Origin of the sequence: Dongia sp., assembly GCF_041905885.1 — a bacterium.
In the GTDB taxonomy this organism is placed as follows: Bacteria; Pseudomonadota; Alphaproteobacteria; order Dongiales; family Dongiaceae; genus Dongia.
In genome coordinates this window covers 16,955-42,008 of sequence record NZ_JAYRKD010000033.1, presented here as the reverse complement: position 1 = coordinate 42,008, position 25,054 = coordinate 16,955, and the positions used below count along the sequence as shown (strand labels likewise).

The window sequence follows — 25,054 nt, the reverse complement described above, 5'->3', positions numbered from 1 at the left end:
TCAGGCCTCCAGGCCGAGCGCGCGGCCGCGCCGGCGGATCTCGTCGGTCAGCGGCGCCGCGGCGCGCGCATTGAGATCGAACAGGACCGTGGTCTGCAGGCTGGTGCCGTGGAGTTCGCCGGTCTCGGCGTTGCAGAGTTCATGCAGGTATTCGGTGGATTTGTTGCCGAGCCGCTTCAGCGTCGTGCGCACCACCAGCAGCGCGCCGGCGCGAACCTCGTGCTTGTATTCGATGACCTGCTTCACATCGGCCCAGCCGAGGCCCTTTTCCTTCAGCTCGTTGTAGGGGGCGAGCATCGACAGTAAATGAAACGCGGCGCCGTCGTAGAGCGCGGCATAGAACTGCGTGTTCATATGCCCCATGGAATCGCAGTTCCAGGGATAGGCGACCCCGCGATAGGTCTCGACCGCCGCCATCGCTAGAACCCGACCTGGTCGCCGCCCTTGAGCTGCAGCATCGCGCGGGCCTCGGCCGGGGTCGCGATCTGCAGCGAGAGATTCTCCAGGATGCCGCGGATCTTGGTCACCTGCTCGGCATTGCTCTTGGCGAGCTGGCCGGGACCGAGATAGATGCTGTCCTCCATGCCGACCCGGACATTGCCGCCCATGGTGGCGCCGATGGTGGCAAGATTGATCTGGTGCCGGCCGGCGGCGAGGATCGACCACTGGTAATCGCTGCCGAACAGGCGATCGGCTGTGCGCCGCATATGCATCAGGTCTTCCGGATGCGGGCCGATGCCGCCGAGCACGCCGAAGATGGTCTGCACGAAGAGCGGCGGCGTCAGCAGCTTGCGGTCGACGAAATGCGCCAGGGTGTAGAGATGGCCGATGTCGTAGCACTCGCATTCGAAGCGGGTGCCGCAGCCGTCGCCCAGCTCCTTCACGAAGCGCTCGATCTGGGCGAAGCTGTTGCTGACCACGTTCTCCTTGGTCCGCTCCACATAGGCCTTTTCCCAGGGATACTTCCATTCGGTGATCTTGTCGGTCACGTGGAAGATGCCGAAATTCATCGATCCCATGTTGAGCGAGCAGAGCTCCGGCTTGGCACGCAGCGGCGCCGCCAACCGGTCCTCCATGCTCATGCCGAGCGAGCCGCCGGTGGTGATGTTGATGACCGCGTCGCAGTTCTGCTTGATGCGCGGCAGGAACTGCATGAAGACCTTCGGGTCCGGCGTCGGGCTGCCGTCCTCCGGGTTGCGGGCGTGCAGGTGGATGACCGCGGCGCCGGCCTCGGCGGCGGCGATCGAATCCGCGGCGATCTGGTCCGGGGTGATCGGGAGATAGGGCGACATGGTCGGCGTGTGCACCGAGCCGGTGACGGCACAGGTGATGATGACCTTGCGGCCGGATTTGCCCTTCGGTTTCGCGTCAGCCGTTGCCGTGCTCATGCCCCGTGCTCTCCCCTGTTGAAATCCCGTGCCACTGGCCGACCCGCTGGGGGCGGCATTCTTGACACTGTCCTTGCGCCAATATTAGCATCACATGATCTGTGATCACAAGATATCAGGCGGTTGGCCGGGATCCTGGCCAAGAAACCCGCGAGCCGCGCCGGGCTTCGGGTATGATCCCGCCCGCCGCGAAGACGAAGGGAAGCAAAGACCATGAGCAGCGTGCGTGCCGATACCGCAAAGACTGGGCGCCAGACCAACCAGCATCTGGAATCGGCGGTCGCCGAGGCGGAGCAGCGCTATGTCGCCGCCAACCCGGGCAGTGCCAAGCTGAACCAGGCCGCGCGGGCGACCATGCCGGGCGGCAATACCCGGACCACCCTGCATTACGGCCCCTTCCCGCTTGCGATCCGTTCCGCCCAGGGCTCCAAGGTCATCGACGTGGACGGCCACAGCTATGTGGACTTCATCAACGAGCATACCGCCGGCGTCTTCGGCCATACCGAGCCGGTGATCCAGGCGGCGCTGAAGCAGGCGATCGACGACGGCATCACCCTCGGCGCGCCGAACATCTACGAGCATGAGCTCGCCGCGGCGATCCTCGCCCGCTTCCCGTCGATGGCGCGGCTGCGCTTCTGCAATTCCGGCACTGAGGCGAACCTGCTGGCACTCGGTGCCGCGCGGGCGGTCACCGGCAAGCCCAACGTGCTGATCTTCGGCGGCGCCTATCACGGCAGCCTGCTCTATTTCAGCCACGGCCCCTCGCCCCTCAACGCGCCGATCCCGACGATCGAATCCGTCTACAACGACGTCGAGCGCGCGGTCTCCGACATCGCGAAACACGCCTCGACCCTGGCGGCGGTGATCCTGGAGCCGATGCAGGGCGGCGCGGGTGCGATCTGCGGCACGCCGGAGTTCCTCAAGGCCCTGCGCGAGGCCTGCAGCAAGCATGGCGTGCTGCTGGTGTTCGACGAGGTGATGACCTCGCGCCTGGGCACCGGCGGCCTGCAGGGCAAGCACGGCATCACGCCGGACCTCACCACGCTCGGCAAATATGTCGGCGGAGGGATGACGATCGGCGCCTTCGGCGGCCGCGGCGACATCATGGACCGCTTCGACCCCAGCCGGCCCGACGCCTTCCCGCATGGCGGCACCTTCAACAACAATGTGCTGGCCATGGCCGGGGGCCTGGCCGGCTTCACCAAGGTGCTCACCCCCGCGGCCCTCGAGCGCATGAACGGCCTCGGCGATTCGCTCCGCGACCGCGCCAACGCGCTGGCCAAGAAGCACGGGCTGCCGGTGCAGACCACCGGGACCGGCTCGATCTTCGCCATCCATTTCCACGCCGGGCCGATCCGCAACATCCAGGACCTGGATGAAGGCGAGAAGGGCCGCGAGCGCGACATCGCCGCGCTGAAGAAGCTCTACCAGCTCGACATGTTCGCGCGCGGCCTCTATGTGACGCGCCGGATCCTCGGCAACCTCTCGCTGGTCAGCAGCGCGGCCGACGTCGATCTCCTGATTGACGCCCTGGACGAGTTCCTGGTCAACCGCGGCACTCTGATCCGCCAAGTGGTGGGATCCGCCAAGTGATGGGATCCGCCAGGTGATGGACTGATCAGCTCGCCTTCTTCCGGAGATAGGCCGGCCGCAGCCAGTTCTCGACATGCCGCACGGCGCGCGCCGCCGTGAAGCTCAGGGCGAAGTAGATCATCCCGATCAGGAAATAGGTTTCCTCGCTGCGGAAGGTCTCGCTGATCACGTATTTGCCCTGGCGCAGCAGCTCCTCCACGCCGATGAAGGAGACCAGCGCGCAGTCCTTCAGCACCGAGATGAAATAGCCGCCGACGGTGGGGATGGCGATCGCCATGGCTTGGGGCAGGATCACCTTCCAGTAGACCGCGAAGCGGCTCATGCCGAGCGCCATGCCGGCCTGGTACTGGCCGGGATCGATCGCCTGGATGGCGGCGCGGAACACCTCGGTCAGGTAGGCGCCGATCACCACCGAGAGGCCGACGACGGCGGCCCAGAACTCCGGCAGGCTGATGCCATAGCGCGGCAGCGAGAAATAGACGAACAGCAGGATCACGATCAGCGGCACGTCGCGGCAGATCTCGACATAGACCCGCACGAACCACTTGGCGAAGCGGCTCTTGGTCTGGGTCACGATCGCGCAACAGATGCCGATCGCGATGCTGACCGCCATGCTGCAGAAGGTGAGCTCGAGCGTGACCGGCACGCCCTTCAGCAGGCGCGGCAGGTAGCGCGGCACGAACTCGGTGAAGAACTCCCACATCCAGGCCCCCTCGTCGGCTCAATCCCGCTCGCCGAAAGAAAAGGCCCGCCGACCGGGGTCGGCGGGCCACGCGACAGACTACACGAAGGTCAGCTGCCCATCATCGACTTGCGGGAGAGGGATTCGTCCCAGAGGCCGTAGCTTTCCAGGATCTTCTGGCGCTCGCCGGCCTCGTCCATCTTGTCCCAGGCGGCGTTGATCGCGGCCAGCAGGGCGGGGTCTTCCTTGCGGACGCCGACGCCGGCGCCGCCGAACTTGTAGCCGGCGGCCGCCTGCTTCTCTTTCCATTCCGGCTTCGGCTCCAGCGCCATCGGCTCGCCGATCGCCCGGATGTTCGGGGTCACCTTCTTCTGCTCGCCGAGGCTGGTGAAGTCGGCGACCACCGCATCGACCTGCTTGTTCTGCAGCGCCATGAACGGCGCCGCGAAATCGTCGAAGGACTTCACCGAGCCGCCCCAGCCCATGGAGACCAGCTTGTTGGCCTGCATCTCCTCGACCGTGCCGACGGTGGTGCCGATGATCTTGCCCTTGAGGTCCTCGGGCTTCTGATAGGGCGAGTCTTCCAGCACGGCGATGCGATCGCTCTCGAAATAGTAGGGGCGCGAGAACTCGATGCCGGAGCCCTGGCGGCGCTCCTCGGTCACCGTCATGCCGGAGAAGATGATGTCGAAGCGCTTGGCCTTGAGGCCGGGAATGAGCGCGTCCCATTCGACCGGAACGTATTCGAACTTCGAGATGCCGAGATGCGGCAGCATCTTCTGCAGCATCTCATATTCCATGCCGCCGTAGCTGCCGTCCTCGTTCTGCCAGACCCAGGGCTTCAGCCCCATGACGCCGACCCCGACCTTGATGGTGCCGGCCTTCTTGATGTCGTCCAGCGTGTCGGCCATGACGAGCCTGGGCGCCAGGGCGCCCAGGGCGATCGTCGCGCTCAGGCCGATGCTCGTGCGGAGTAACGTACGACGCGAAACCGTCTTCAACATGGTCTGCTCCCTGTTTCTACCGCCGCCCCACGCGGCGGCTGCTTATTGCGCTCGAAAGCATTCGATGCGCGCCACTTGCCCCAGCCGCGCCGGCGCATCGCGGCGCCCTTCTACTTGTGACTTGTGATCACGGCTGTTGTAATGCTAAGAAACTTATACCGTCACTGTCAAGCCGACGAGACCCGGCATTGGTCGTCGTGTAGGATCGGGCGGCGACCCTTCCGCGCGCGATTCGGGCTGGCTTCCAGCCGAGTCCGGGCGGTATCAGTTCACCAGCTTTCACGGCCCAGCCGACGATCATGGCACTAGCAGCAGCCCAGACTCAGCAGCGCCCCGCTTTCGGCCTCGCCAAGCTCGAGCGCGAGACCCTGCACGAACGCGCCTATGAGGAAGTGAAGAAGGCGATCATGGGCGGGGCGATCGCGCCCGGCGAGCCGATGACGATCCGCGCGCTCGCCAAGGCGCTCGGCACCAGTGTCATGCCGGTGCGCGAGGCTTTGCGCCGGCTGGTCGCGGAACGGGCGCTGGAGCTGCTGCCCAACCGCTCGGTGTCGCTGCCGGTGATGACGGCGGAGAAGTTCGACGAGATCGTGCGCATCCGGCTGGCGCTCGAGGGCCTGATGGCGGAGACCGCGGCCAAGCACATCACGCCGGACGAGCTCAAACGGATGTCGCGCCTGAACGAGGAGATGATCGCCAAGCTGCGGCAAGGCTCGAAGAAATACCTGGCGCTGAACCAGGAATTCCACTTCCAGCTCTATCTCGCGGCGCGCATGCCGCAGGCGATGTCGATCGTGGAGACGCTCTGGCTGCAGATCGGCCCGTTTCTCCACCACGTGACCACCGACTTCGGCCAGTCGGACTTTCTCGGTCATCACGAGGCGATGCTGAAGGCCCTGGGGAAGCGCGACGGCAACAAGGCACGCGCCGCCATCGAAGCCGATATCAGCGAAGCAGCGCAGACCATCCTGGAATCGTTGCGCCAGGCCTGATCCGGTCAGCCGCTAGGCCGCGACGGCCAGCACCGAGATGCAGTCGCCGGTCTTCACCAGGCCGGGGAAGTGACGGCCGGCGGCAAGGCCGGACATCCTGGCGCGGACCTCGACCGGCTTCACCCCGGTGCGGTCGGCAGGCCAGATCCGGGCGATGAGATCGCCCTTCCCGACCGCTTCGCCGAGATCGACGCAGGGCTCGATCAAGCCGTCCTGCTCGCTGAAGCTGAAGCAATCGCCGTCCGGCATGTCGAGCATCACGGATGACTTGCGTGCGAGCTCGCCCTGCATGACCCCGGCATGGACCAGGAGATTGCGCACGCCGCGCTTGGCGACGCCGACGGTGCGCGCGCTGGTCGAACCGCCGCCGCCGAGCTCGGTCGAGATGAAGACCTTGCCCATCGCTTCCGCCGCGGTGTCGTACATGCCGACGCTGTCGATCTCCAGCAGCATCATCGAATAGGGCGCGTTGAAGGCCTGCATCGCCGCGACGCAGGCCTGTTCCTGCGCCGGGTCCGGCAGGCGGTGGGCGCAGCAGAACGGCACGAATTCCAGGGTCTTGCCGCCGGAATGGATGTCCAGCACCACGTCGGCCAAGGGCAGCAAGGTGCGTTGGAAATAGTCGGCGATCTTCTGCGTGACCGTGCCATCGGGCTTGCCCGGGAAGCTGCGGTTCAGATTGCCCTGGTCGATCGGCGAGGTGCGCGTCGCGGCGCGAAAGGCCGGGAAGTTCATCGCCGGCAGGATGATCACCCGGCCGGTGAGCGAGGCAGCGTCGATCGAGGCGGCGAGGTCCATGAGCGCGACCGGGCCTTCGTATTCGTCGCCGTGGTTGGCGCCGGTCAGCAGCACGGTCGGCCCTTTCCCGTTCTTCGCGACGGTGACCGGGATCATCACCGCGCCCCAGGCGGAATCGTCGCGGCTGTAGGGCAGCCGCAGGAAGCCGTGCTGCAGGCCGTCGCGCTCGAAATCGACGGTGGCGGCGATGGGATTGGCGCGCGTCTCCTGTTCGGACACTTCTCTGCTACTCCGGAATGCTCAGTGGGATTTGCCGTCGGGATAGTGCTTCATGCGCTTGACGCTCATGGAGATGTGGCTGCGGCGGATATGGCCGACCGCTTCGAGGTCGCCGGCCTCCATCGCCGCCAGCACGTCCGCGACCTCGCGCCGGAAGACGATGATCTCGTCCCTGAGGTTGAGGTGCGGCACCGATTTCAGCCAGATCCGCGTGGTCAGGTAATAGAGCCGCTCGGAAATCTCCTTCAAGGGCGCATTGCCGATCATCGCGCCCAGCTCCTGGAAGAAGTCCATGTTGATCCGGGCATAGACCTTGGCGTCCGGCGCCTTGGTATGCTCGTCGCAGCGCGCGAGGATTTCGCGCACGCGCGCAAGATCGGCCGCGCTGCGCGGGATCGGGTCGAGCTTGCCGATCAGCACGGCAAGCTCCATGCGCAGCTGGAACACCTGCGACAGCGCATCGATATCGACGTCGGTGACGAAGGTGCCGACGCCGTGCCGGCTCTCCAGCAGGCCTTCGCCTTCCAGCCGCGACAGCACGCGGCGGATCGGCGTGCGCGAGACTTCGAACTCGCGCGCCAGCTCCTCCTCGCCCAGGCGCTCGCCGGGCTGGTATTCGAGCAGGCAGATGCGGTCGCGGATCGCCTTGTAGATCCGCTCGAACCGCTCGCGCGACATGCTGAGCGGCCGTTCCGTGCTGTCGTCCAAGGGGCTCATACCGAATCCAGGACCGCCCGCAGGAACTGCCTGGTACGGTCGTTCGAGGGGACGGTGAAGAGCTGCTGCGGTTCGCCCTGCTCGCAGATCTTGCCCTGATAGAAGAAGCAGACCCGGTCGGCGAACTCCTTCGCGAAACCCATCTGGTGCGTCACCATCAGCATGGTCAGGTCGTGCTCGCTCCCTAATTTGCGGATCACCTGCAGCACCTCGCCGCAGAGCTCCGGATCCAGCGCCGAGGTCACCTCGTCGAACAGCATCACCTTCGGCCGCATCGCCAGCGCCCGGGCGATCGCCACCCGCTGCTGCTGGCCGCCGGAAAGCTGCGACGGATAGTGCCCCTTCTTGTCGGCCAAGCCTACCATATCCAGCAGGCCGGCGGCGCGCTCTTCCGCCTCGCGCTTCGGAATGCCGAGCACGGTGACCGGCGCCTCCATGCAATTGGCGAGCGCGTTCATATGCGGGAAAAGATTGAAGTGCTGGAACACCATGCCGATCTTCGCGCGCACCCGGCGCAGGTGCTTCGGGTCGGCCGGCGCCATGCCGCCGCCCCGCTGCACATGGGTGAGCGGCTCGCCGTCGACCCAGATGACGCCGCCGTCGATTCGCTCGAGCGTCATCAACATGCGGAGCACGGTGGTCTTGCCCGACCCCGAGGGGCCGATGATCGCCACCTTCTCGCCGCGGCCGATCTCGAGGTTCAAGTTGTCGAGCACGGTCAGCGCGCCGTAGCGCTTGGTGACGCCGTCGAAGCGCACCATCGGTTCCTTCGCGGTGGGACTCATCGCACGCTCCTGCGGTTGAGGCGACGCTCCAGCCAGCGGATGCCGGCCGAGGAAACCAGGCTGAGGACCAGGAAGATCGCGCCGACGATGGTCATCGGCTCGGTGTAGCGGAAGTTCTCGGAGCCGAGAATCTTCGCGGTCTGCACCAGCTCCAGCACCGCGATCGCCGACAGCAAAGGCGTGTCCTTGAACAAAGCCACGAGATAGTTGCCGAGGGCCGGCACGATCGGCGGGATCGCCTGCGGCAGGATGATGTTCTTGAAGGTATTCCAGCTCGAGAGGTTGAGGGCGATGCAGGCCTCCCATTGGCCACGCGGCACCGCTTCCAATCCGGCGCGGTAGACCTCCGAGCAATAGCAACCGTAATGCAGGCTCAAGGCGATGATGCCGGCGGTGAAGGCGTCGAGGGTGATACCGAAGCGCGGCAGCACGAAGAAGATGAAGAAGATCTGGATCAGCAGCGGCGTCGAGCGCACCAGCTCGACGAAGGCCGAGGCCAGCCAGCCGACCACGGCGCCGCTCATCCGCAGGATCGCCAGGACGAGGCCGAGAACCGCCGCGATCACGAAGCTGATGATGGTCGCCTCGATGGTGACCAGGGTCGCCTTGGCCAGAACCGGCAGGATCTCGAGCGTGTAGGCCCAGTTCCAGATCGGCGTGGTTTCGTCCATCGCGCTACCCCCGTCCCCGCGCCAGGCCGCGGCCGGCGCGTCGCTCGAGGAGGCGCATGCCGATCGTGATGCTGAGCGACATCACCAGGTACATGAGCAGCGCCAGGGTGAAGATCGGGATGGTCTTCATCGTCGTGTCGTTGATGGTCTTGGCCCGGAAGGTGAGGTCGCTGAGGGTGATCAGCGAGACCAGGGCGGTCGACTTCAGGAGCTCGATGAAGAGATTGCCCCAGGGCGGGATCATCGCCACCAAGGCCTGGGGCAGGATGATGCGGCGCAACGCCTGGGCGCGGGTCATGTTGAGCGCGGTGGTGGCCTCCCACTGGCCGCGGGTGACGCCCTGGATGGCACCCCGCACCACCTCGGCGCCATAGGCCCCGACGTTGAGGCCGAGGCCGAGCACCGCGACGGTGAAGGCCTCCATCGAGATGCCGAAATCGGGGAGCACGAAGAACAGCCAGAACAGCTGCACCAGCGCCGAGGTGCCGCGGAAGAACTCGACATAGACCGTGGATAGCCAGCGGACCGGCGCCGGGCCGTAGAGCTTGCCGAGCGCGGCGAGGATCGCCAGCAGCACGGCCAAAACGCAGCCGACCACGGTGATCTCGACGGTCAGCCAGGCGCCCGCCAGCAGGCCCGGCAGGAAGATCGTGTATTCGGCATGGGCCGCCATCGCGCCGATGGCGACCAGAGCCGCGATCAGCAGGACGGCGAGCGAGGTTATTCCCATCGCAGGCGCACTTCAGTCGTGAACGCCGGAGAAATCGGGGCGGGCCGCAGGAGGGACCCGGCCCGCCCCGTCACCAAGTTGCAGGTCGGAAACTATTCGCCCTTGCAGAGCTGCTCCATGCTCTTGTTTGGCAGGTAGTCCTTGCCGAAGCCGAGCGGCGTCACCAGGGCGATATGCTCGGGCGAGCCGATGAACTTCTTGAGCTCGGTGTTGAACGCCTCGTAGAGGTCCTTGTCTTCCTTGCGGAAGCCGAAGCCGCCATGGCCCTTCACCGACTTGCCGGCGACCTCGCCGAACGGCGTGGTGGATTCGACGCCCTCGCCCTTCTTCGCCATGTCGGCGATGGAGAGCGCGGTCAGCGAGGCGGCGTCGGCCCGTCCGGACTGCACCGCGGCCAAGAGGCTCGACTGGTCCGGCAGCACGACGAGCTGGTCTTCGCCGACCTTGGAGTCCTTGGCATAGCCGACTTCGACCGCGCCGGCCATGACCGCGAGCTTCAGCGACTTGTCGCCGGCGATCGAGGAATAGTCCTTGATGCCTTTCGGGTTGCCCTGCTTCACCAGCATAGCCTGGCCGATGCCGTAGGAGGGTTCCGAGAAGTTGATCTCGCCGCAGCGCTTCGGGTTGATGAACATGCCGGCGGCGATGATGTCGAAGCGCTTGGCCTTCAGGCCCGGGATCAGCGAGCCGAACTCAGTCAGCACGCCATCGACCTGGGGGATTCCCATCTTGGCGAGCACCGCCTTGGCGACTTCCGGCGCCTCGCCGGTCAATTTTCCATCCGGCGTCGCAAAGCCGAACGGCGCCTCGTTGGCGAAACCGACGCGGATGAATCCGTCCGCCTTGGCGCGCTCCAGGGCAGTGTCCGCGAAAGCGAAGCGCGGCAAGCCGCCGATGATGCCGGCCGTCGCGCCCAGTCCCGCCGCGGTCAGCAACAAGCCGCGCCGCGTCACCTTCCTATTGTTGTCCATGCCTGACCTCCTCTGTTGCCTGGTCGGATGCTTCTGCTGTTGCAACGCCGGGAGGGCCCCGCCAGCCCACCGCTCCCGAAATCTTCTTCTTGGCATGTTGTATACAACTTATCTTCCCATACCGCAACAGGCGGGATAGTATTGCCGAAAATAAGATAAATCCTCTCGATGGTCGGGCGGCATTTTACATGATGTGTACATTGAGCCATGAACCGGCCTGAAATCCTGCCGACGCTCGCGACGATCCGGGAAGCCCGGGCGGCGATCGCCAGCGCGGTCCTGCGCACGCCGCTGGTGCCCTCGGCCGCGCTCGCGGCCAAGGCCGGCCAGGAGATCCTGCTGAAGCTCGAGAGCCTGCAATCGACCGGGGCGTTCAAGCTCCGCGGCGCCACCAACGCCGTCCAGCGGCTCTCCGACGACCAGCGCCGCCGCGGTGTCGGCTGCTGTTCGACCGGCAATCACGGCCGAGCGGTCGCCGCGGCCGCGGCGCGCCTCGGCGTGCGCGCGGTGGTGGCGCTCTCGGCACTGGTGCCGGCGACCAAGGTGCGCGCGATCGAGGCGCTCGGCGCCGAGGTGCGGCGGATCGGCGTCAGTCAGGACCAGGCTCAGATGGAGATCGACCGCCTGGTCAAGGAACAGGGCCTGACCGACATCCCACCGTTCGATCACCCGGACGTCATCGCCGGCCAGGGTACGATCGCGCTCGAGCTGCTCGAAGACCGGCCGGACCTCCGCGCGGTCGTGGTGCCGCTCTCCGGCGGCGGCCTGATCTCCGGCATCGCGGTCGCCGCCAAGGCGCTGCAGCCGGCAATCCGCATCATCGGCGTCACGATGGAGAACGGCGCCGCCATGGTCGAAAGCCTGAAGGCCGGCAAGCCGGTTTCGGTGAACGAGCACGCATCGCTGGCGGATTCGCTTGGCGGCGGCATCGGCCTGGAGAACCGCTACACCTTTCCGATCTGCCGCGACCTCGTCGACGAAACCATCCTGGTCAGCGAGGCCGAGATCTACCGCGGCATGCAGTTCCTGTTCCGCGAGCAGCGGCTGGTGACCGAGGGCGGTGCGGCGGTCAGCGCGGCGGCCTTGCTTGCCGGCAAGCTGAAGCTCGACGGACCGACCGCCTTCATCATCAGCGGCAACAATGTCGATCCCGACCAGTTTCTCGCCGTGGCTTCCGGACAGCCGGTCAAGCTCGGCGACCAGATCGTGAAAGCCCAAGTGGAGCAACGGTAAGCATGCGCGATATCTCCGTCCTGACCGAGCGCGACCTCCGCGGCTGCGTGCATCTTGACCGTACCGCCGTCGACGTGGTCGAGCAGGCCTTCCGGGCGCTCGCCTCGGGCAAGGTGGTGATGCCGCCGATCCTATCCATGGACCTGCCCGATGTGCATGGCGAGGTCGATGTGAAGACCGCCTATATCCCGGGCTTCGCCGGGTTCGCCATCAAGGTCAGCCCCGGCTTCTTCAACAACCCGAAGCTCGGCCTGCCGAGCCTCAACGGGCTGATGATCCTGTTCTCGGCGCAGACCGGCCTTGTGGATGCGCTGCTGCTGGACAACGGATACCTCACTGACGTGCGCACCGCCGCGGCGGGCGCGGTGGCCGCGCAGCATCTGGCGCCGCGCGAAGTCACGACCGCCGGCGTGATCGGCACCGGCGTGCAGGCGCGGCTGCAGATCATCGCCGCGCACCTGGTCCGGCCGTTCAAGAAGGTCCTGGTCTGGGGCCGCGACGCCGGGAAAGCCACCGCCTGCGCGAGGGACATCGCCGCGGCGATCGGCGTCGAAGCCAGTGCCACCGACGATCCGGCCGCCCTGGTGCGCGACAGCCAGCTCGTGGTCACCACGACGCCCGCGCGCGAACCGGTGCTGAAGGCGGAATGGCTGCATCCCGGCCTGCACATCACCGCGATGGGCTCGGACCAGGCCGGCAAGAACGAGATCGATCCCGCGGCGGTCGCGAAGGCCGACCTCTTCGTCTGCGACCGCCTGTCCCAGAGCGAGAAGCTCGGCGAGTTGCGCAGCGCACGCGCCGCCGGATTCAAGCCGGTGCCACCGGAGCTCGGCGAGATCATCGCCGCTGCCAAGCCCGGGCGGCGCGCCGATGGCGACATCACGATCTGCGACCTTACCGGGACCGGCGCCCAGGACACCGCGATTGCCACCCATGCGCTCGCCGCGGCCCGCAAGGCCGGTGCCGGCGCCGTCATCCAAGCCTAGAGAGAGGAAGCATCATGGCCGTCTACGAGAAGACTTTCGAAAAGGCCGAATATGCGCGGCGGATCGCCGACACCAAGCGGCGCATGCAGGCGGCGGGCTTCGACCTGCTGATCTGCCAGGATCCCGCCAACATGGGTTGGCTGACCGGCTTCGCCGGCTGGTCGTTCTACGTCCCGCAATGCGTGCTGGTGCATCTCGAGGAGGAATGGCCGATCTGGTTCGGCCGCGCCCAGGATGCGAAATGCGCGCATGTCACCACCGACCTGCCCGGGCACAACATCGTACCCTTCTCCGAGCGTCTGGTGCATCACCCGGTCGAGCATCCCTATGACGAGCTGGTGCAGCTGATCGATGCGCGCGGCTGGTCAAAGGCACGGATCGGCGTCGAGATGGATGCGCATTACTACACCGCGCGCTGCCATGCACATCTCACCAAGGGCCTGCCCAACGCGAAGTTCTCCAACAACGGCGACCTGGTGAACTGGGCCCGGCTGGTGAAATCCGAGGCCGAGCTCAAATTGATGCGCGAGGCCGGCAAGATCTGCAGCCAAGCGATGAATGCCGGCATCGCCAAGATGAAGCCCGGCGTGCCCCAGCATCACGTCGTGGCCGACATCTACCATGCGCAGACCATGGGCGTGCCGGGGGGTGCGGGCGGCGACTACACCGCAATCTGCCCGCTGATGCCGGTCGGCGAAGGCACCAGCACGCCGCATCTCACCTGGTCGGACGCGCCGCTGCCCTCGAGCGGGCTGGTCATGCTGGAGATCGCCGGCTCGCGCCGCGGCTATCACGCGCCGCTGACCCGCACGATGCATCTCGGCAAGCCGCCGGCGGAAATGCTCGACGTCGCCAAGGTCGCGGTCGAAGGCGTCGATGCCGGCCTCGCCATGGCCAAGCCCGGCTCGACCGCCGAGCAGGTCGAGGCGGCCTGGCAGGCGGTGCTCCGCCGCAACGGCCTCAGCAAGGAAAGCCGCGTCGGCTATTCGGTCGGCCTTTCATTCCCGCCCGACTGGGGCGAGCGCACGGTGAGCCTCCGACCCGGCGATCGCACCGAGCTGCAGGCCGGTATGTGCTTCCATATCCAGGCCGGCTTGTGGCTGAAGGATTGGGGCGTGGCGATCTCGGAATCCTTCGAGATCACCGCCAAGGGCGGCGCCCGCTTCTGCGACGTCGCGCGCGAGCTGATCGTGATCGACTGATGAGCCCCGACCTCAAGCTCGATGCGCGCGACCTCAGGATCCTGGCGATCCTGCAGCAGGAGGGCCGCATCACCAAGACCGAGCTTGCGGAACGGGTGAACCTCTCGCCGACACCCTGCTGGAGCCGGCTGAAGCGGCTGGAGAAGATCGGCCTGATCGAAGGCTATCGCGCCAAGATCGCGCTGAAGCGCTTCGGCCTCACCATGGTCTTCATGGAGGCCGAGCTCGAAAGCCACCGCGCCGCCGACTTCGCCCGCTTCGAGGCGGAGATCCGGCGGATCCCGGAGATCACCGGCTGCTGGTCGGTCGGCGGCGGCATCGACTACCTGGTCCAGCTGCTGGTGAAGGATATCGACACCTACCAGCGGCTGGTCGACCGCATGCTGGAAGCCGGAATCGGGCTCAAGCGCTACTACACCTACATCGTCACCAAGACGATCAAGGAAGACGCCCCGGCGCCGCTGGAGAGCCTGGCGACCCACTGAAATTCTCCGCCGCGGCGGTGCAGGAGAGAGGAATCTTCTGCACCGCCGCCGCTCTTTGGACCAAAGCCCGGGTCCGGCCGGACTAGATTTCTCCGACGAAGCTGCTTTCCCGGAGGACGCCCTTGCAGAATGCCGCCACGATCCGCCGCAGCCGCTCTCCCGGCCTCGACCGGCTGCGGGATTCCCGCCTGCTCAGGGAATTCGCCTATCTGGACGGCGCTTGGATCGCCAGCGCCTCCGGCCGCGTGCTGCCCGTCACCGACCCCGGCAGCGGCCAGTGGATCGGGCAGATTCCGGCTTTGAGCGCGGACGAAAGCCGCCGCGCGATCGATGCCGCCGAGCGCGCCTTTCCCGCCTGGGCTGCGCTGCTGCCCCAGGAGCGCGCGCGACTGCTCAAGAGCTGGCACGAACAGATGCTGGCCAACCGCGAAGATCTCACTGTGCTGATGACGCTCGAACAGGGCAAGCCGCTTTCGGAAGCGCGGGGCGAGATCGACTACGCCGCCGCCTTCATCGAGTTCTATGCCGAGGAAGCCAAGCGCACCAACATCGAATCCGTGACCGCGCATCTGCCGCGTGCGGCGATGAGCGTCCGGCGCCAGCCGATGGGTGTCGCCGCCCTGGTGACGCCGTGGAACTTTCCGAGCGCCATGATCACGCGCAAGGCCGCGGCGGCCCTGGCGGCCGGCTGCACGGCGGTGGTGCATCCTTCGCATTACACGCCCTTCTCCGCCCTGGCGCTCGCCGAGCTGGCCGAGCGCGCGGGCTTGCCGGCCGGCGTCTTCAACGTGGTGACCGGCGAGGCCGCGGAAGTGGTGTCGCCGATGACGGAGTCGGCCGCAGTCCGCGTACTCTCCTTCACCGGCTCGACCGAGATCGGCCGGCTGCTGTATCGGCAGAGCGCGGACACGATCAAGACGCTGGTGCTGGAGCTTGGCGGCCATGCGCCCTTCCTCGCCTTCGCCGATGCCGATCTCGACCGCGCGGTCGATGCGGCGGTTGCGGCCAAGTTCGCGACTTCCGGCCAGGACTGCCTGGCCGCCAACCGCTTCCTGATCGAGCGGCCGGTCTATGACGCCTTCGTCTCGCGCTTCGCCGCGCGGGTGGCGGCGCTCTCGGTCGGCCACGGATTGGAAGACCCGGATATCGGCCCGCTGATGAACGAGGCCGCGGTCCGGAAGCAGGAGGAGCAGGTGGCGGATGCGCTCGCCAAGGGTGCACGCCTGGTGCTGGGCGGCAAACGGCATCCGGCCGGCCCGCTCTACTTCCAGCCCACCATCCTCGCCGACGTGCCGGCGGATGCGTTGATCTTCCGCGAGGAAACTTTCGGCCCGATCGCCGGCTTCGCCGCCTTCGACGACGAGGCGGAAGCCTGTGTGCGGGCCAATGCCACGGAATACGGCCTGGTTGCCTATATGCACAGCAGCGATCCCGGCCGGATCGCACGGCTCTCCGCTGCCCTGCAGTTCGGCATGGTGGCGGTCAACCGCACCAAGATCACCGGCGCACCGATCCCCTTCGGCGGCATGAAGCAGTCGGGCCTCGGCCGCGAGGGCGCGCGGCTCGGGATGGAGGCCTTCATGGATGTGAAATACATCTGCCAGGACGCCGCGTGAGGCTCCGGCGATGATGCACGACAATCCCTTCTCCGGCGCCGAGCTCGCGCGCCGCCTGCAGGCGTTCCGTGCGGAATTATCGGCGCACGACCTCGACGGTGCGGTGGTCGCAGCGCCGGAGAATGTCTTCTATCTGACCGGCCTCGACCATTGGGGCTATTTCGCGCCGCACCTGCTGATCGTTGCCCGCGACCGGGAACCGGTGCTCGTCACCCGTGCCATGGAGAAGGTCTCGATCGACAAGCAGGTGCGCAACGCCGTCTTCCGCGGCCACAGCGACAGCGAAACCGCGGCCGACATGGCGGCGCGGACCTTGCGCGACCTCGGCCTCGCCGGGAAGAGGCTCGGCCTGGAATGCTGGACCGCCGGCCTGAGCCACGGCCTTGGCCAGGCGCTGCGAGCGCAGGTGGAGGCGGAATGGACCGACATCTCCGGCATCCTCGACGACCAGCGCCTGGTGAAGAGCGCCGAAGAACAAGCTCTGATGCGCCGTGCCGCGGCGATCTCGGACCAAGCCGCGACAGCGGCGATCGAAGCCATCGGCGAGGGCGTGCCGGAAACCGAGGTCGCCGCGACCTGCATCGCCGCAATGACCCGCGCCGGCGGTTCGCCGCCCGCCTTCGGCCCCTTCATCCGGCCGGGCAGCCGGTTGGAAGAGGAACATACGACCTGGGGGGACGGGCGCTACAAGAAGGGCGAGCCGGTCTTCCTGGAGCTTTCCGGCTGCCGCTCGCGCTACCACGCGCCGCTGGGGCGGCTGGTCCATATCGGCGCGATCCCCGATGCCGATGCAAAGATGGCGGAAACGACCCAGTGCGCCTTCGACGCCGTCTTGAAGGCGCTGCAGCCCGGCGCCAAGGCGCGCGACGTCTACGCGGCGTGGCAGGCGGTGGTCGATGACGCCGGCCTCGCGCATTATCGCCGCCATCATTGCGGCTATTGCGTCGGCATCGGGCAGGCGCCGTCCTGGACCGGCGGCAACAAGGTCACCGGCTTGCGGCGGGATTCGGAGCTTCCGATCCGCGCCGGCATGTCCTTCCACATTCTTTCCTGGTTGATGGGAACCGGGAAAGGCGACTATTTCCTCTCCAACACCGTGCTGCTCGGGCCCGACGGCGCCGAAGTGCTGACCCGGACCCCGACCGGGCCGATCGTCAAATAGGAGTTTCAAGGAATGCTGCGCAACGACCAACTCGACCAATGGGATCGCTCGACCTTCTTCCATCCCTCGACCCATCTCGGCCAGTTCGCGCGCGGCGAGATGCCGAACCGGATCGTGACCGGCGGCAAGGGCGTCTATATCGACGACCGTGACGGCAACAAGCTGCTGGACGCCTTCGCCGGACTCTATTGCGTCAATGTCGGCTACGGCCGGCAGGAGATCGCCGAAGCGATCGCCAAGCAGGCGAAGGAGCTTGCCTATTACCACGCCTATGTCGGCCATGGCACCGAGGTCTCGATCACGCTGGCGCATATGATCCTGGAACGCGCGCCGAAGAACATGTCCAAGGTCTATTTCGGCCTCGGCGGATCGGACGCCAACGAGACCAACGTCAAGCTGATCTGGTACTACAACAACATCCTGGGACGGCCGAACAAGAAGAAGATCATCTCGCGCTGGCGCGGCTATCACGGCTCCGGCCTGATGACCGGTTCGCTGACCGGTCTCGAGCTCTTCCACAAGAAATTCGACCTGCCGCTCTCACAGGTCATCCACACCGAAGCTCCCTATTATTTCCGCCGGCCCGACGCCGCGATGACGGAGGAGCAGTTCTCCGCCTATTGCGCCAAGAAACTCGAAGAGCTGATCGCCAAGGAGGGCGCGGAGAATATCGCCGCCTTCATCGGCGAGCCGGTGCTCGGCACCGGCGGCATCGTGCCGCCACCGAAAGGCTACTGGGCGGCGATCCAGGCGGTGTTGAAGAAGCACGACATCCTGCTGATCGCCGACGAGGTGGTGACCGGCTTCGGCCGCCTGGGCTCGATGTTCGGCTCCGACCATTACGGGATCGAGCCCGACTTCATCACCATCGCCAAGGGCCTGACCTCGGCCTATGCGCCGCTCTCGGGCTCGATCGTCTCGAAGCGGGTCTGGGAGGTGCTGGAGCGCGGCACCGACGAGCTGGGGCCGATCGGCCATGGCTGGACCTATTCCGCCCACCCGATCGGCGCCGCGGCCGGCGTCGCCAATCTCAAGCTGGTCGACGAGCTCGGCCTGATCCAGAACGCGCGCGAGACCGGGGCATACTTCCTGAAAGCCCTGCGCGATGCGGTCGGCGATCACCCGATGGTCGGCGAGTTGCGCGGCGAAGGCTTGCTGGCCGCCGTCGAGTTCGTCGCGGACAAGGCGGCGCGGAAGCTGTTCGATCCGGCCAAGAAGGTGGGACCGCAAGTCGCGACGGCGCTGCTGAAGCGCAACGTGGTCGGCCGCGCCATGCCGCAAGGCGACATCCTGGGCTTCGCGCCGCCGCTTTGCCTCAGCCGCGGCGAGGCCGACACCGTCGTCTCCGCCACCGCCGATGCGATCAAGGACGTCGCCGCCGGCCTCGGCTGATCGACGCCCTGCGCCTGCGTACGTTGTTTGTCATACGCCCGCCTGCAATCCGAACGCGCTGCTGAGTCGGAGCGTCGCCCTCTCGCTGCGAATCCCTCGATACTATAAGGTGTCGGATTGATGACATGCCGACGGCTGGCTCGGGGGAGCGCCTATGATTTCCCGCAAGCACGTGCTCGACAGGATCGAGAGAGCCCAGGGGAGGTTCCTGGACCGCCTGCGGCCCTGGGCCTATCCCGCCCACGGCATGACGCTGCCGCCGGTGCTGATGTTCGCGCTGCTGAAGTCGGGCAGCATCTACATCCAGCGCGCGTTGCGAAGGACCCTCGAGGTCGAGGTCCGGCATATCGGCGGGGTCGGAGCCAGCGGCAATTGGTTCTCCTATCCGGAACTCTGCCGCTTCGCCCAGGGCAACGCGGTGTCGCGCGAGCACATGCCGCCGCGACCCGAGTTCGTGAAGGTCCTCGCCGACTTCAACATCCGCCGCGCCGTGGTGCATGTCCGGGACCCGCGCGGCGCGATCCTGTCCTGGACCAACCAGATGGAGCGGCATCTGCCGAAGCGCGGCCTGGGCTACGTCGCCTTCTCCTGCGAGCAGGACGTGCCCGACGTTTATCTCCAATGGAGCTTCGAGGAACGCCTGCGCTGGCAGGTCGAGCACATGATGCCGCGGATGGTCGCCTGGATCGAGGGCTGGCTCGAGATCGCCGACCGCGGCGGCAAGGTCGAGTTCCTGGTCACCGACTATGCCGAGCTGGCGCGCGACAGCCGGGTCTATCTGCGGAAGCTCCTCGACTTCTATGAGGTGCGCTATCAGGAGGACTGGCTGAAGATCCCGCGGCGCGACGTCGGCCGCAACAACATTCACTCGCAGCTCCTCGATGCCCTCTCGCCAGACGCGCAGGCCCGGCCGCCGCTGAGCCCGGAGATTTCGGCCCTGGCGAACGCCGCCCTGCCTCGCCGCCTGATCGACCGCTTCGGCTGGACGCGCGCCTGAGTCCGCGGAGCCGCGCGAGCCTATACCAACGCATGACTTGGCCGATGCCTTGGGGCGTGCCATATGACGGCTCCCCTGCCCGCATTCCCTCCCAGGAGACCGATACATGGCGACGATCAAGACCAAGGACGGCACCGAGATCTTCTACAAGGACTGGGGCGCCAAGGACGCGCAGCCCATCGTATTCCACCACGGCTGGCCGCTCTCCGCCGACGACTGGGATAACCAGATGATGTTCTTCCTGGAGCAGGGCTTCCGCGTCATCGCCCATGACCGGCGCGGCCATGGCCGCTCGAGCCAGACCGACACCGGCAACGAGATGGACACCTACGCTGCCGATGTCATCGCGCTGGCCGCGCATCTCAACCTCAAGAACGCCATCCATGTCGGCCATTCGACCGGCGGCGGCGAGGTGGTGCATTACGTCGCGCGCGCCGAGGCCGGCCGGGTCGCCAAGGCCGCTATCATCGGCGCGGTGCCGCCGGTCATGGTGAAGTCCGAGAAGAATCCGGGCGGCCTGCCGCTGGAGGTGTTCGACGGCTTCCGCGCCGCCCTGATCGCCAACCGCGCCCAGTTCTTCCTGGAGATCCCGACCGGCCCGTTCTACGGCTTCAACCGGCCGGGCGCCAAGGTCTCCGAGGGCGCCATCCGCAACTGGTGGCGCCAGGGCATGATGGGCGGCGCCAAGGCGCATTACGACTGCATCAAGGCCTTCTCCGAGACCGATTTCACCGAGGACCTGACGAAGATCGAGGTGCCGGTGCTGGTGATGCATGGCGACGACGACCAGATCGTCCCCTACGCGGATTCCGCACCGCTCGCCGCCAAGCTGCTGAAGAAGGGCGAGCTCAAGACCTACAAGGGCCTGCCGCATGGCATGGCGACGACCCACGCCGACGTGATCAACGCCGACCTGCTCGCCTTCTTCAAGAGCTGACCGGCCTTTTCCGGCGCCGACGATAAGTTGATCGTCGGCGCCGCCTATTCCGGCTAGAACCTGGGCGATGGACGCCCTCACCGCCTATGCCGGCCTCTTCACCGCCGCCTTCCTTTCCGCCACGATTCTGCCCGGCTCCTCCGAGGTGGTGCTGGTAATGCTGGCGCTCGAGCGCAAGCTCGACGTCACCCTGCTGCTGCTGGTCGCGACCGTCGCCAACACGCTGGGCAGCATCGTCGGCTGGATCATGGGCCGCTGGTTCGCGAATCTCTCAGGCCGGCGCTGGTTCCCCGCCTCGCCGGCGCAGATGGAGCGCGCATCCCGCTGGTTCGGCCGCTATGGAGTCTGGGCGCTGGCACTCGCCTGGGTGCCGCTGATCGGCGACGCGCTGACCATCGTCGCTGGCGTGCTCCGGGTGCATCTCGGGCTGTTCACCGCCCTGGTCGGGCTGGGCAAGGCGCTGCGCTATGTCGCCGTTCTCTACGGCGCCGATATCCTGCATGCCGTCATGCGCTGAGCGTTCAGCTGAAGAATCGGTTCTCCGGTCGCGGCAGGCCGAGATTCTCGCGCAGGGTCTTGCCCTCGTATTCCTTGCGGAACAGTCCACGGCGCTGCAATTCCGGAATCACCCGATCAACGAAGTCGTCGAGGCCTTCGGGGACATAAGGGAACATCACGTTGAAGCCGTCGCAGGCCCGGGTCGAGAACCACTCCTCCATCTGGTCGACGATGGTCTCGGGTGTGCCGACCAGCTCGAGCGCGCCGTAGGAGCCGCCGACGATCTGGGCCAGTTGGCGCACGGTCAAGTTCTCCCGCGCCGCCATGTCGACCAGGCGCTGGCGGCCGCTCTGGCTGGCATTGCTCTCCGGGATCTCCGGCAGCGGCCCGTCGAGAGCCAAGCCGGAGACGTCGGTGCCGAGTGCCACCGAGAGCGAGGCGATGCCGCTGTCGGGATGGACCAGGCTGTCGAGCTTGCGCTTCTTCGCGCGCGCCGCCTCCACCGTGTCGCCCACCACGACGAAGACGCCGGGCAGGATCTTCATGTGATCGGGCGAGCGGCCGACCTTCTCCATGCGGCCCTTCACATCGGCGTAGAACTTGCGCGCCTCGACGATGCTGGTCTGGCCGGTGAAGACGGCTTCCGCGGTCTCGGCGGCGATCTGGCGGCCGGCCTCCGAGGCACCGGCCTGAACGATCACCGGCCAGCCCTGCACCGGCCGCGCGATGTTCAAGGGGCCCTTGACCTTGAAATGCGCGCCCTTCCAGTTGAGCGTGTGCAGCTTCTCCGGGTCGAAATAGATGCCGCTCTCGACATCGCGGATGAAGGCGTCGTCGGCCCAGGAATCCCAGAGGCCCGTCACCACGTCGAAGAACTCGCGGGCGCGGGCGTAGCGCGCATCATGCTCGACATGCTCGTCGCGGCCGAAGTTCATCGCCTCATGCGGGTTGCCGGAGGTGACCAGGTTCCAGCCGGCACGGCCGCCGCTGAGGTGATCCAGCGAGGCGAAGCGCCGCGCCACGTGATAGGGCTCGTTGTAGGTGGTAGACGCGGTGGCGATCAGGCCCAGGCGTTCGGTGACGACGGCCAGCGCGGGCAGCAAAGTCAGCGGTTCGAAGGAAGTGACGGTGCCGCTGCGCTTCAGGGCCTGGATCGGCATGTTGAGCAGCGCCTGGTGATCGGCCATGAAGAAGGCGTCGAACCTGCCGCGCTCCAGGGTCTGGGCGAAGCGCTTCAGATGCTTGAAGTTGAAGTTGGCGTCGGTATAGGCGCCGGGATAGCGCCAGGCCGCGGTGTGGATGGTCACCGGCCGCATGAAGGCGCCGAGCCGCATCTGCCTTGGTTCGGGCATAGGTTGTCACCTCGCTGTTGCAAGCAGTTTGGCGTGAAGCGCGGCAGTTGTTAAGCTGGCTGAAAATGGGAGGCGATCATGACCGATCCGAAATGGAAGCATGACGGCGTCCGGGTCATTCCGGGCAATCAGCTGGACGGCAACACGGCGCAAACGCCCGGCATGGACCGCAAGGCGGCTATCAACACCGCGCGGGTCGGCGCGCAGAAGATCTGGGCCGGCACCGTGCATATCCATCCCAACGCCAAGACCGGCGCCCATCATCATGGGCCGCTCGAAAGCGTTATCTATGTGGTGCGCGGCAAGGCCCGGATGCGCTGGGGCGAGAGCCTGGAATTCACCGCGGAAGCCGGGCCGGGCGATTTCATCTACATCCCGCCCTTCGTCCCGCACCAGGAGATCAACGGCTCCCGCGACGAAGTGCTGGAATGCGTTCTGGTCCGCAGCGACGGGGAATCCGTGGTGGTCAATCTCGACATCGAGCCGGTCGAGCAGCCGGAGAACGTAAAATGGGTGGACCCGATTCATAAGGAGTAGATGACACTGCGCGTGCAGCGCGCGGAACCGAGGGCGCGATCGGCGGTTTTTGAGGAAGCGAGCCGAACGGTCCAAGGTGTATGAAATGGTCTCGAAATCAGCCCGCCTCCTGATGGCGGCTTCAACGGCGCTTACCCTTCTCGCCGGCTGCACGGCGCCGGCCCCCGACTGCTCGGGCATGGTGGGCAACAGCAAGCAGAAGTGCGAAGCGGACTCGACCAGAACCCGCAGCCCCGACAATTCCAACAATCCCGACAACGGCGGCAATTAGCCCGGGGTCGGCGGCTTCGGCCGTCACGACCAATCTACCGCCCCCGCTGTGTAGCGGCAGCACATCGTGGTGTGCTGTTTGCGGCCGGGCGCGACGTCAATTCTCGCAAATGAGCATCGGTTGTGCGCCGGCGCACTAACCGGACCTTAGCCGATGCCCATCTAAGATCGCATAGGGGCGAAACCCCGTGGAGACCCGAGATGCACACCGACAATGTCATTCAACTCGCCCCCGCGCTGGAGCGCCAACGCCGCGTGATGGGCGGTATCAGCCTGCTCGCCTGGAACAACAACTTCCCCGACGGGATCGAAGATCTCTGGACCGGTCCGTTCAAGGCTGCGGGCTCGAGCACAGTCGTTCGGCTGTTTGTCCACTAGGCGCCGGCGCGGCGCGAAGTCGGCAGGCGCGAAGCCTCGACCCGTGCGAGATAGTCGCCACGCGGATCCGGTGAACGGGGCGCGATCACGTCGCGTGCACTGGCGCGCGTAAGGTCGGTGATGATGCGACCGGCCGAATCCAGGCGCTGTGCGACATTCCCACTAAGTGCACGACGCGCGTCGTTGCCCTCCGGCAGAGCGCGAACGGCAGTCAATGTATCCGTCTCCAGCGTCTTCAAGATCGCCCTCGGCGCTGCAGCCAATCGCCCATAATCCTGCTCGATCAGCCGTTGCATCTCCTCCCAGCGCCACCAGGCATCGGGCGCGTTCGAGCCGGGTTGCTGCCAATCCTCCATAATCTCGGAATCGCGCCAGAACGGCACGAAGCTGGAGAGACAGGGCGAGCCCAAGGAGAGCCAGAGCCGATAAGGCCCGTCAGGATCTCCTGCGCCCGGCAGCTCCGCCACCATGCTCGCCGCGGTCTCCGAGCCGTCCGGCGCGGTCGCGTGCATGCAGATCAGGCTCTCGCCGTCGGGGCCGGGCCGCCAGTCGTGCAGCAGGTCGCCTTCATCATGGCTGCGCAGCACCGAGAAGACGTCCTCGAGCGCGATCCTGCCCTTGCGTTCGAGCCCCGCGAGGCGTGCTTCGGCGCAGACCAGCCGCGCCTTGCAGCCGGGCAGGAAGCCCACCGTCTGATCGGCATAGGCAGCGGCGAAGTCGAACGGCTTGCCCGCCTTCGGATCGAACCAGCCCGAGGCGACGGCGTGTGCGATCGCGCCGGCGGAGATCCGGTCGTAATCGGCGCCGATCGAGTAGACGTTCGAGATCGCCGCCCAGTCGTGGACCTGCTTCGCCGCCCAATGCCGGCCGGCGGTTTCCAGGATCCAGGCATCGGTGGCATCGGCGATGATGAAGCTGTTGTGATAGGTGGTCTGCCGCGTTGCGGACGTGCTGCCCGACTGCCCGTATTGCTCCAGCAGGGCGGTCATCACCGCGAGGCCTTCATCGGCGGATGCCGCACGCTCCAAGGTGAGGCGCAAGAGATCCATCCCCAGCAGCCCCGGCTCCAGCGAACCCGGCACCCGCGACCACACGGCCTCGTTGCCGATCGCGAGCCCGTGTTCATTGACGCCGTGCTCGAAACCCCACATCCACCAGGGCCGCGAGCCCAGCAGGGCATGGGTATGCGCCACCTGCGGCACCTCGATGTAGGTGCAGCGGACGGTGCTGCCCGGCGCGTGATCGGCAGCTTCGCTGCGCGTCAGATACTGCGCTTCATTGGGCTCGCGGTCTGAATTCTTGGCGAGGGTGGTGCGGCCGGACTGCGCCAGCCGGCTGCGGATCACGAAGGTGTCGCACATGGTCTGGTTCTCATGCGGAGAGATTCGGAGGATGGCGCCGATCCTCCCATGACTCGCCGCCGCGACTCAATGGTGCCGGCCCTTCTTTTCCGGTTGCG

Annotated in this window: 27 protein-coding genes; 15 read left to right on the top strand and 12 right to left on the bottom strand. The window is 66.4% G+C overall.

Annotated features, from left to right (window positions below; genetic code table 11):
* The gene (locus ACH2CY_RS24375; protein WP_395022381.1) at nt 1-417 is read right to left on the bottom strand and encodes an acyl-CoA thioesterase; all 417 of its coding nucleotides are present in this window, start codon (nt 415-417) and stop codon (nt 1-3) included.
* 2 nt (nt 418-419) lie between these two features.
* The gene (locus tag ACH2CY_RS24370) at nt 420-1,388 is read right to left on the bottom strand and encodes a 3-keto-5-aminohexanoate cleavage protein (protein WP_395022379.1); all 969 of its coding nucleotides are present in this window, start codon (nt 1,386-1,388) and stop codon (nt 420-422) included.
* Between the two features lie 213 nt (nt 1,389-1,601).
* On the opposite strand from ACH2CY_RS24370, the gene ACH2CY_RS24365 reads away from it, so the two are divergent.
* Complete coding sequence (locus ACH2CY_RS24365; protein ID WP_395022378.1) at nt 1,602-2,981, top strand: aspartate aminotransferase family protein; 1,380 nt, start codon at nt 1,602-1,604, stop codon at nt 2,979-2,981.
* Nucleotides 2,982-3,006: 25 nt separating this feature from the next.
* Here ACH2CY_RS24365 and ACH2CY_RS24360 read toward each other — a convergent pair whose 3' ends face one another.
* Both ACH2CY_RS24360 and ACH2CY_RS24355 read right to left on the bottom strand, forming a co-directional pair.
* Complete coding sequence (locus ACH2CY_RS24360) at nt 3,007-3,684, bottom strand: amino acid ABC transporter permease (protein WP_395022377.1); 678 nt, start codon at nt 3,682-3,684, stop codon at nt 3,007-3,009.
* An 89-nt stretch (nt 3,685-3,773) separates the two neighbouring features.
* Nucleotides 3,774-4,667: a substrate-binding periplasmic protein gene (locus ACH2CY_RS24355; RefSeq protein ID WP_395022376.1), complete on the bottom strand. Its 894-nt coding sequence runs from the start codon at nt 4,665-4,667 to the stop codon at nt 3,774-3,776.
* Between the two features lie 299 nt (nt 4,668-4,966).
* Between ACH2CY_RS24355 and ACH2CY_RS24350 the strand changes: the two genes are divergently transcribed.
* The gene (locus ACH2CY_RS24350) at nt 4,967-5,659 is read left to right on the top strand and encodes a GntR family transcriptional regulator (protein WP_395022375.1); all 693 of its coding nucleotides are present in this window, start codon (nt 4,967-4,969) and stop codon (nt 5,657-5,659) included.
* Between the two features lie 12 nt (nt 5,660-5,671).
* Here ACH2CY_RS24350 and doeB read toward each other — a convergent pair whose 3' ends face one another.
* The 6 genes from doeB to ehuB all read right to left on the bottom strand — a co-directional run bounded on the left by doeB (nt 5,672) and on the right by ehuB (nt 10,550).
* Entirely contained in the window at nt 5,672-6,676 is a 1,005-nt protein-coding gene (gene doeB, locus ACH2CY_RS24345) for a N(2)-acetyl-L-2,4-diaminobutanoate deacetylase DoeB (RefSeq protein WP_395022374.1), read from the bottom strand.
* A gap of 21 nt (nt 6,677-6,697) precedes the next feature.
* Nucleotides 6,698-7,393 carry a GntR family transcriptional regulator gene (locus tag ACH2CY_RS24340; protein ID WP_395022373.1) on the bottom strand — a complete coding sequence of 232 codons (696 nt, stop codon included), beginning with the start codon at nt 7,391-7,393 and terminating at the stop codon, nt 6,698-6,700.
* Nucleotides 7,390-8,178, bottom strand: coding sequence for an ectoine/hydroxyectoine ABC transporter ATP-binding protein EhuA (gene ehuA, locus ACH2CY_RS24335; protein WP_395022371.1), 789 nt, complete (start codon nt 8,176-8,178; stop codon nt 7,390-7,392). Before ehuA ends, ACH2CY_RS24340 begins: the two co-directional genes overlap by 4 nt.
* Nucleotides 8,175-8,849: an ectoine/hydroxyectoine ABC transporter permease subunit EhuD gene (gene ehuD, locus ACH2CY_RS24330; protein ID WP_395022369.1), complete on the bottom strand. Its 675-nt coding sequence runs from the start codon at nt 8,847-8,849 to the stop codon at nt 8,175-8,177. Before ehuD ends, ehuA begins: the two co-directional genes overlap by 4 nt.
* A gap of 4 nt (nt 8,850-8,853) precedes the next feature.
* Nucleotides 8,854-9,579: an ectoine/hydroxyectoine ABC transporter permease subunit EhuC gene (gene ehuC / locus ACH2CY_RS24325; RefSeq protein ID WP_395022368.1), complete on the bottom strand. Its 726-nt coding sequence runs from the start codon at nt 9,577-9,579 to the stop codon at nt 8,854-8,856.
* 92 nt (nt 9,580-9,671) lie between these two features.
* Nucleotides 9,672-10,550, bottom strand: a complete 879-nt coding sequence (gene ehuB / locus ACH2CY_RS24320; RefSeq protein ID WP_395022366.1) for an ectoine/hydroxyectoine ABC transporter substrate-binding protein EhuB — start codon at nt 10,548-10,550, stop codon at nt 9,672-9,674.
* A 207-nt stretch (nt 10,551-10,757) separates the two neighbouring features.
* On the opposite strand from ehuB, the gene eutB reads away from it, so the two are divergent.
* The 10 genes from eutB (at nt 10,758) to ACH2CY_RS24270 (ending at nt 21,077) form a co-directional block, all read left to right on the top strand.
* Entirely contained in the window at nt 10,758-11,783 is a 1,026-nt protein-coding gene (gene eutB / locus ACH2CY_RS24315; RefSeq protein ID WP_395022365.1) for a hydroxyectoine utilization dehydratase EutB, read from the top strand.
* Nucleotides 11,784-11,785: 2 nt separating this feature from the next.
* Complete coding sequence (locus tag ACH2CY_RS24310; RefSeq protein ID WP_395022363.1) at nt 11,786-12,769, top strand: cyclodeaminase; 984 nt, start codon at nt 11,786-11,788, stop codon at nt 12,767-12,769.
* A gap of 14 nt (nt 12,770-12,783) precedes the next feature.
* Entirely contained in the window at nt 12,784-13,971 is a 1,188-nt protein-coding gene (locus tag ACH2CY_RS24305; protein WP_395022362.1) for a M24 family metallopeptidase, read from the top strand.
* Nucleotides 13,971-14,456: an Lrp/AsnC family transcriptional regulator gene (locus ACH2CY_RS24300; protein ID WP_395022360.1), complete on the top strand. Its 486-nt coding sequence runs from the start codon at nt 13,971-13,973 to the stop codon at nt 14,454-14,456. Before ACH2CY_RS24305 ends, ACH2CY_RS24300 begins: the two co-directional genes overlap by 1 nt.
* A gap of 122 nt (nt 14,457-14,578) precedes the next feature.
* Nucleotides 14,579-16,072, top strand: coding sequence for an NAD-dependent succinate-semialdehyde dehydrogenase (locus ACH2CY_RS24295; protein ID WP_395022359.1), 1,494 nt, complete (start codon nt 14,579-14,581; stop codon nt 16,070-16,072).
* A 10-nt stretch (nt 16,073-16,082) separates the two neighbouring features.
* Nucleotides 16,083-17,234 carry a M24 family metallopeptidase gene (locus tag ACH2CY_RS24290; protein WP_395022358.1) on the top strand — a complete coding sequence of 384 codons (1,152 nt, stop codon included), beginning with the start codon at nt 16,083-16,085 and terminating at the stop codon, nt 17,232-17,234.
* 12 nt (nt 17,235-17,246) lie between these two features.
* Nucleotides 17,247-18,626 (top strand): aspartate aminotransferase family protein, encoded by a 1,380-nt coding sequence (locus ACH2CY_RS24285; protein WP_395022357.1) that lies wholly within the window; start codon nt 17,247-17,249, stop codon nt 18,624-18,626.
* Between the two features lie 154 nt (nt 18,627-18,780).
* Entirely contained in the window at nt 18,781-19,623 is an 843-nt protein-coding gene (locus tag ACH2CY_RS24280; RefSeq protein WP_395022356.1) for a sulfotransferase domain-containing protein, read from the top strand.
* A gap of 106 nt (nt 19,624-19,729) precedes the next feature.
* Nucleotides 19,730-20,560: an alpha/beta fold hydrolase gene (locus ACH2CY_RS24275; protein WP_395022355.1), complete on the top strand. Its 831-nt coding sequence runs from the start codon at nt 19,730-19,732 to the stop codon at nt 20,558-20,560.
* Between the two features lie 67 nt (nt 20,561-20,627).
* Nucleotides 20,628-21,077 (top strand): YqaA family protein, encoded by a 450-nt coding sequence (locus ACH2CY_RS24270; protein ID WP_395022354.1) that lies wholly within the window; start codon nt 20,628-20,630, stop codon nt 21,075-21,077.
* Between the two features lie 4 nt (nt 21,078-21,081).
* Here ACH2CY_RS24270 and ACH2CY_RS24265 read toward each other — a convergent pair whose 3' ends face one another.
* The gene (locus ACH2CY_RS24265; protein ID WP_395022353.1) at nt 21,082-22,410 is read right to left on the bottom strand and encodes an LLM class flavin-dependent oxidoreductase; all 1,329 of its coding nucleotides are present in this window, start codon (nt 22,408-22,410) and stop codon (nt 21,082-21,084) included.
* A gap of 78 nt (nt 22,411-22,488) precedes the next feature.
* Here ACH2CY_RS24265 and ACH2CY_RS24260 point away from each other — a divergent pair, with 78 nt between their 5' ends.
* The 3 genes from ACH2CY_RS24260 to ACH2CY_RS24250 all read left to right on the top strand — a co-directional run bounded on the left by ACH2CY_RS24260 (nt 22,489) and on the right by ACH2CY_RS24250 (nt 23,595).
* On the top strand, nt 22,489-22,947 hold the full coding sequence (locus tag ACH2CY_RS24260) for a cupin domain-containing protein (protein WP_395022352.1): 459 nt from the start codon (nt 22,489-22,491) through the stop codon (nt 22,945-22,947).
* Nucleotides 22,948-23,032: 85 nt separating this feature from the next.
* On the top strand, nt 23,033-23,218 hold the full coding sequence (locus tag ACH2CY_RS24255; RefSeq protein ID WP_395022351.1) for a hypothetical protein: 186 nt from the start codon (nt 23,033-23,035) through the stop codon (nt 23,216-23,218).
* Between the two features lie 200 nt (nt 23,219-23,418).
* Complete coding sequence (locus ACH2CY_RS24250; protein WP_395022350.1) at nt 23,419-23,595, top strand: hypothetical protein; 177 nt, start codon at nt 23,419-23,421, stop codon at nt 23,593-23,595.
* On the opposite strand, the gene ACH2CY_RS24245 is transcribed toward ACH2CY_RS24250, so the two are convergent.
* A complete protein-coding gene (locus ACH2CY_RS24245; protein ID WP_395022348.1) occupies nt 23,592-24,956 on the bottom strand; it encodes a C69 family dipeptidase in 1,365 nt (454 codons plus the stop codon). The genes ACH2CY_RS24250 and ACH2CY_RS24245 overlap by 4 nt on opposite strands.
* Between the last annotated feature and the right edge of the window lie 98 nt (nt 24,957-25,054).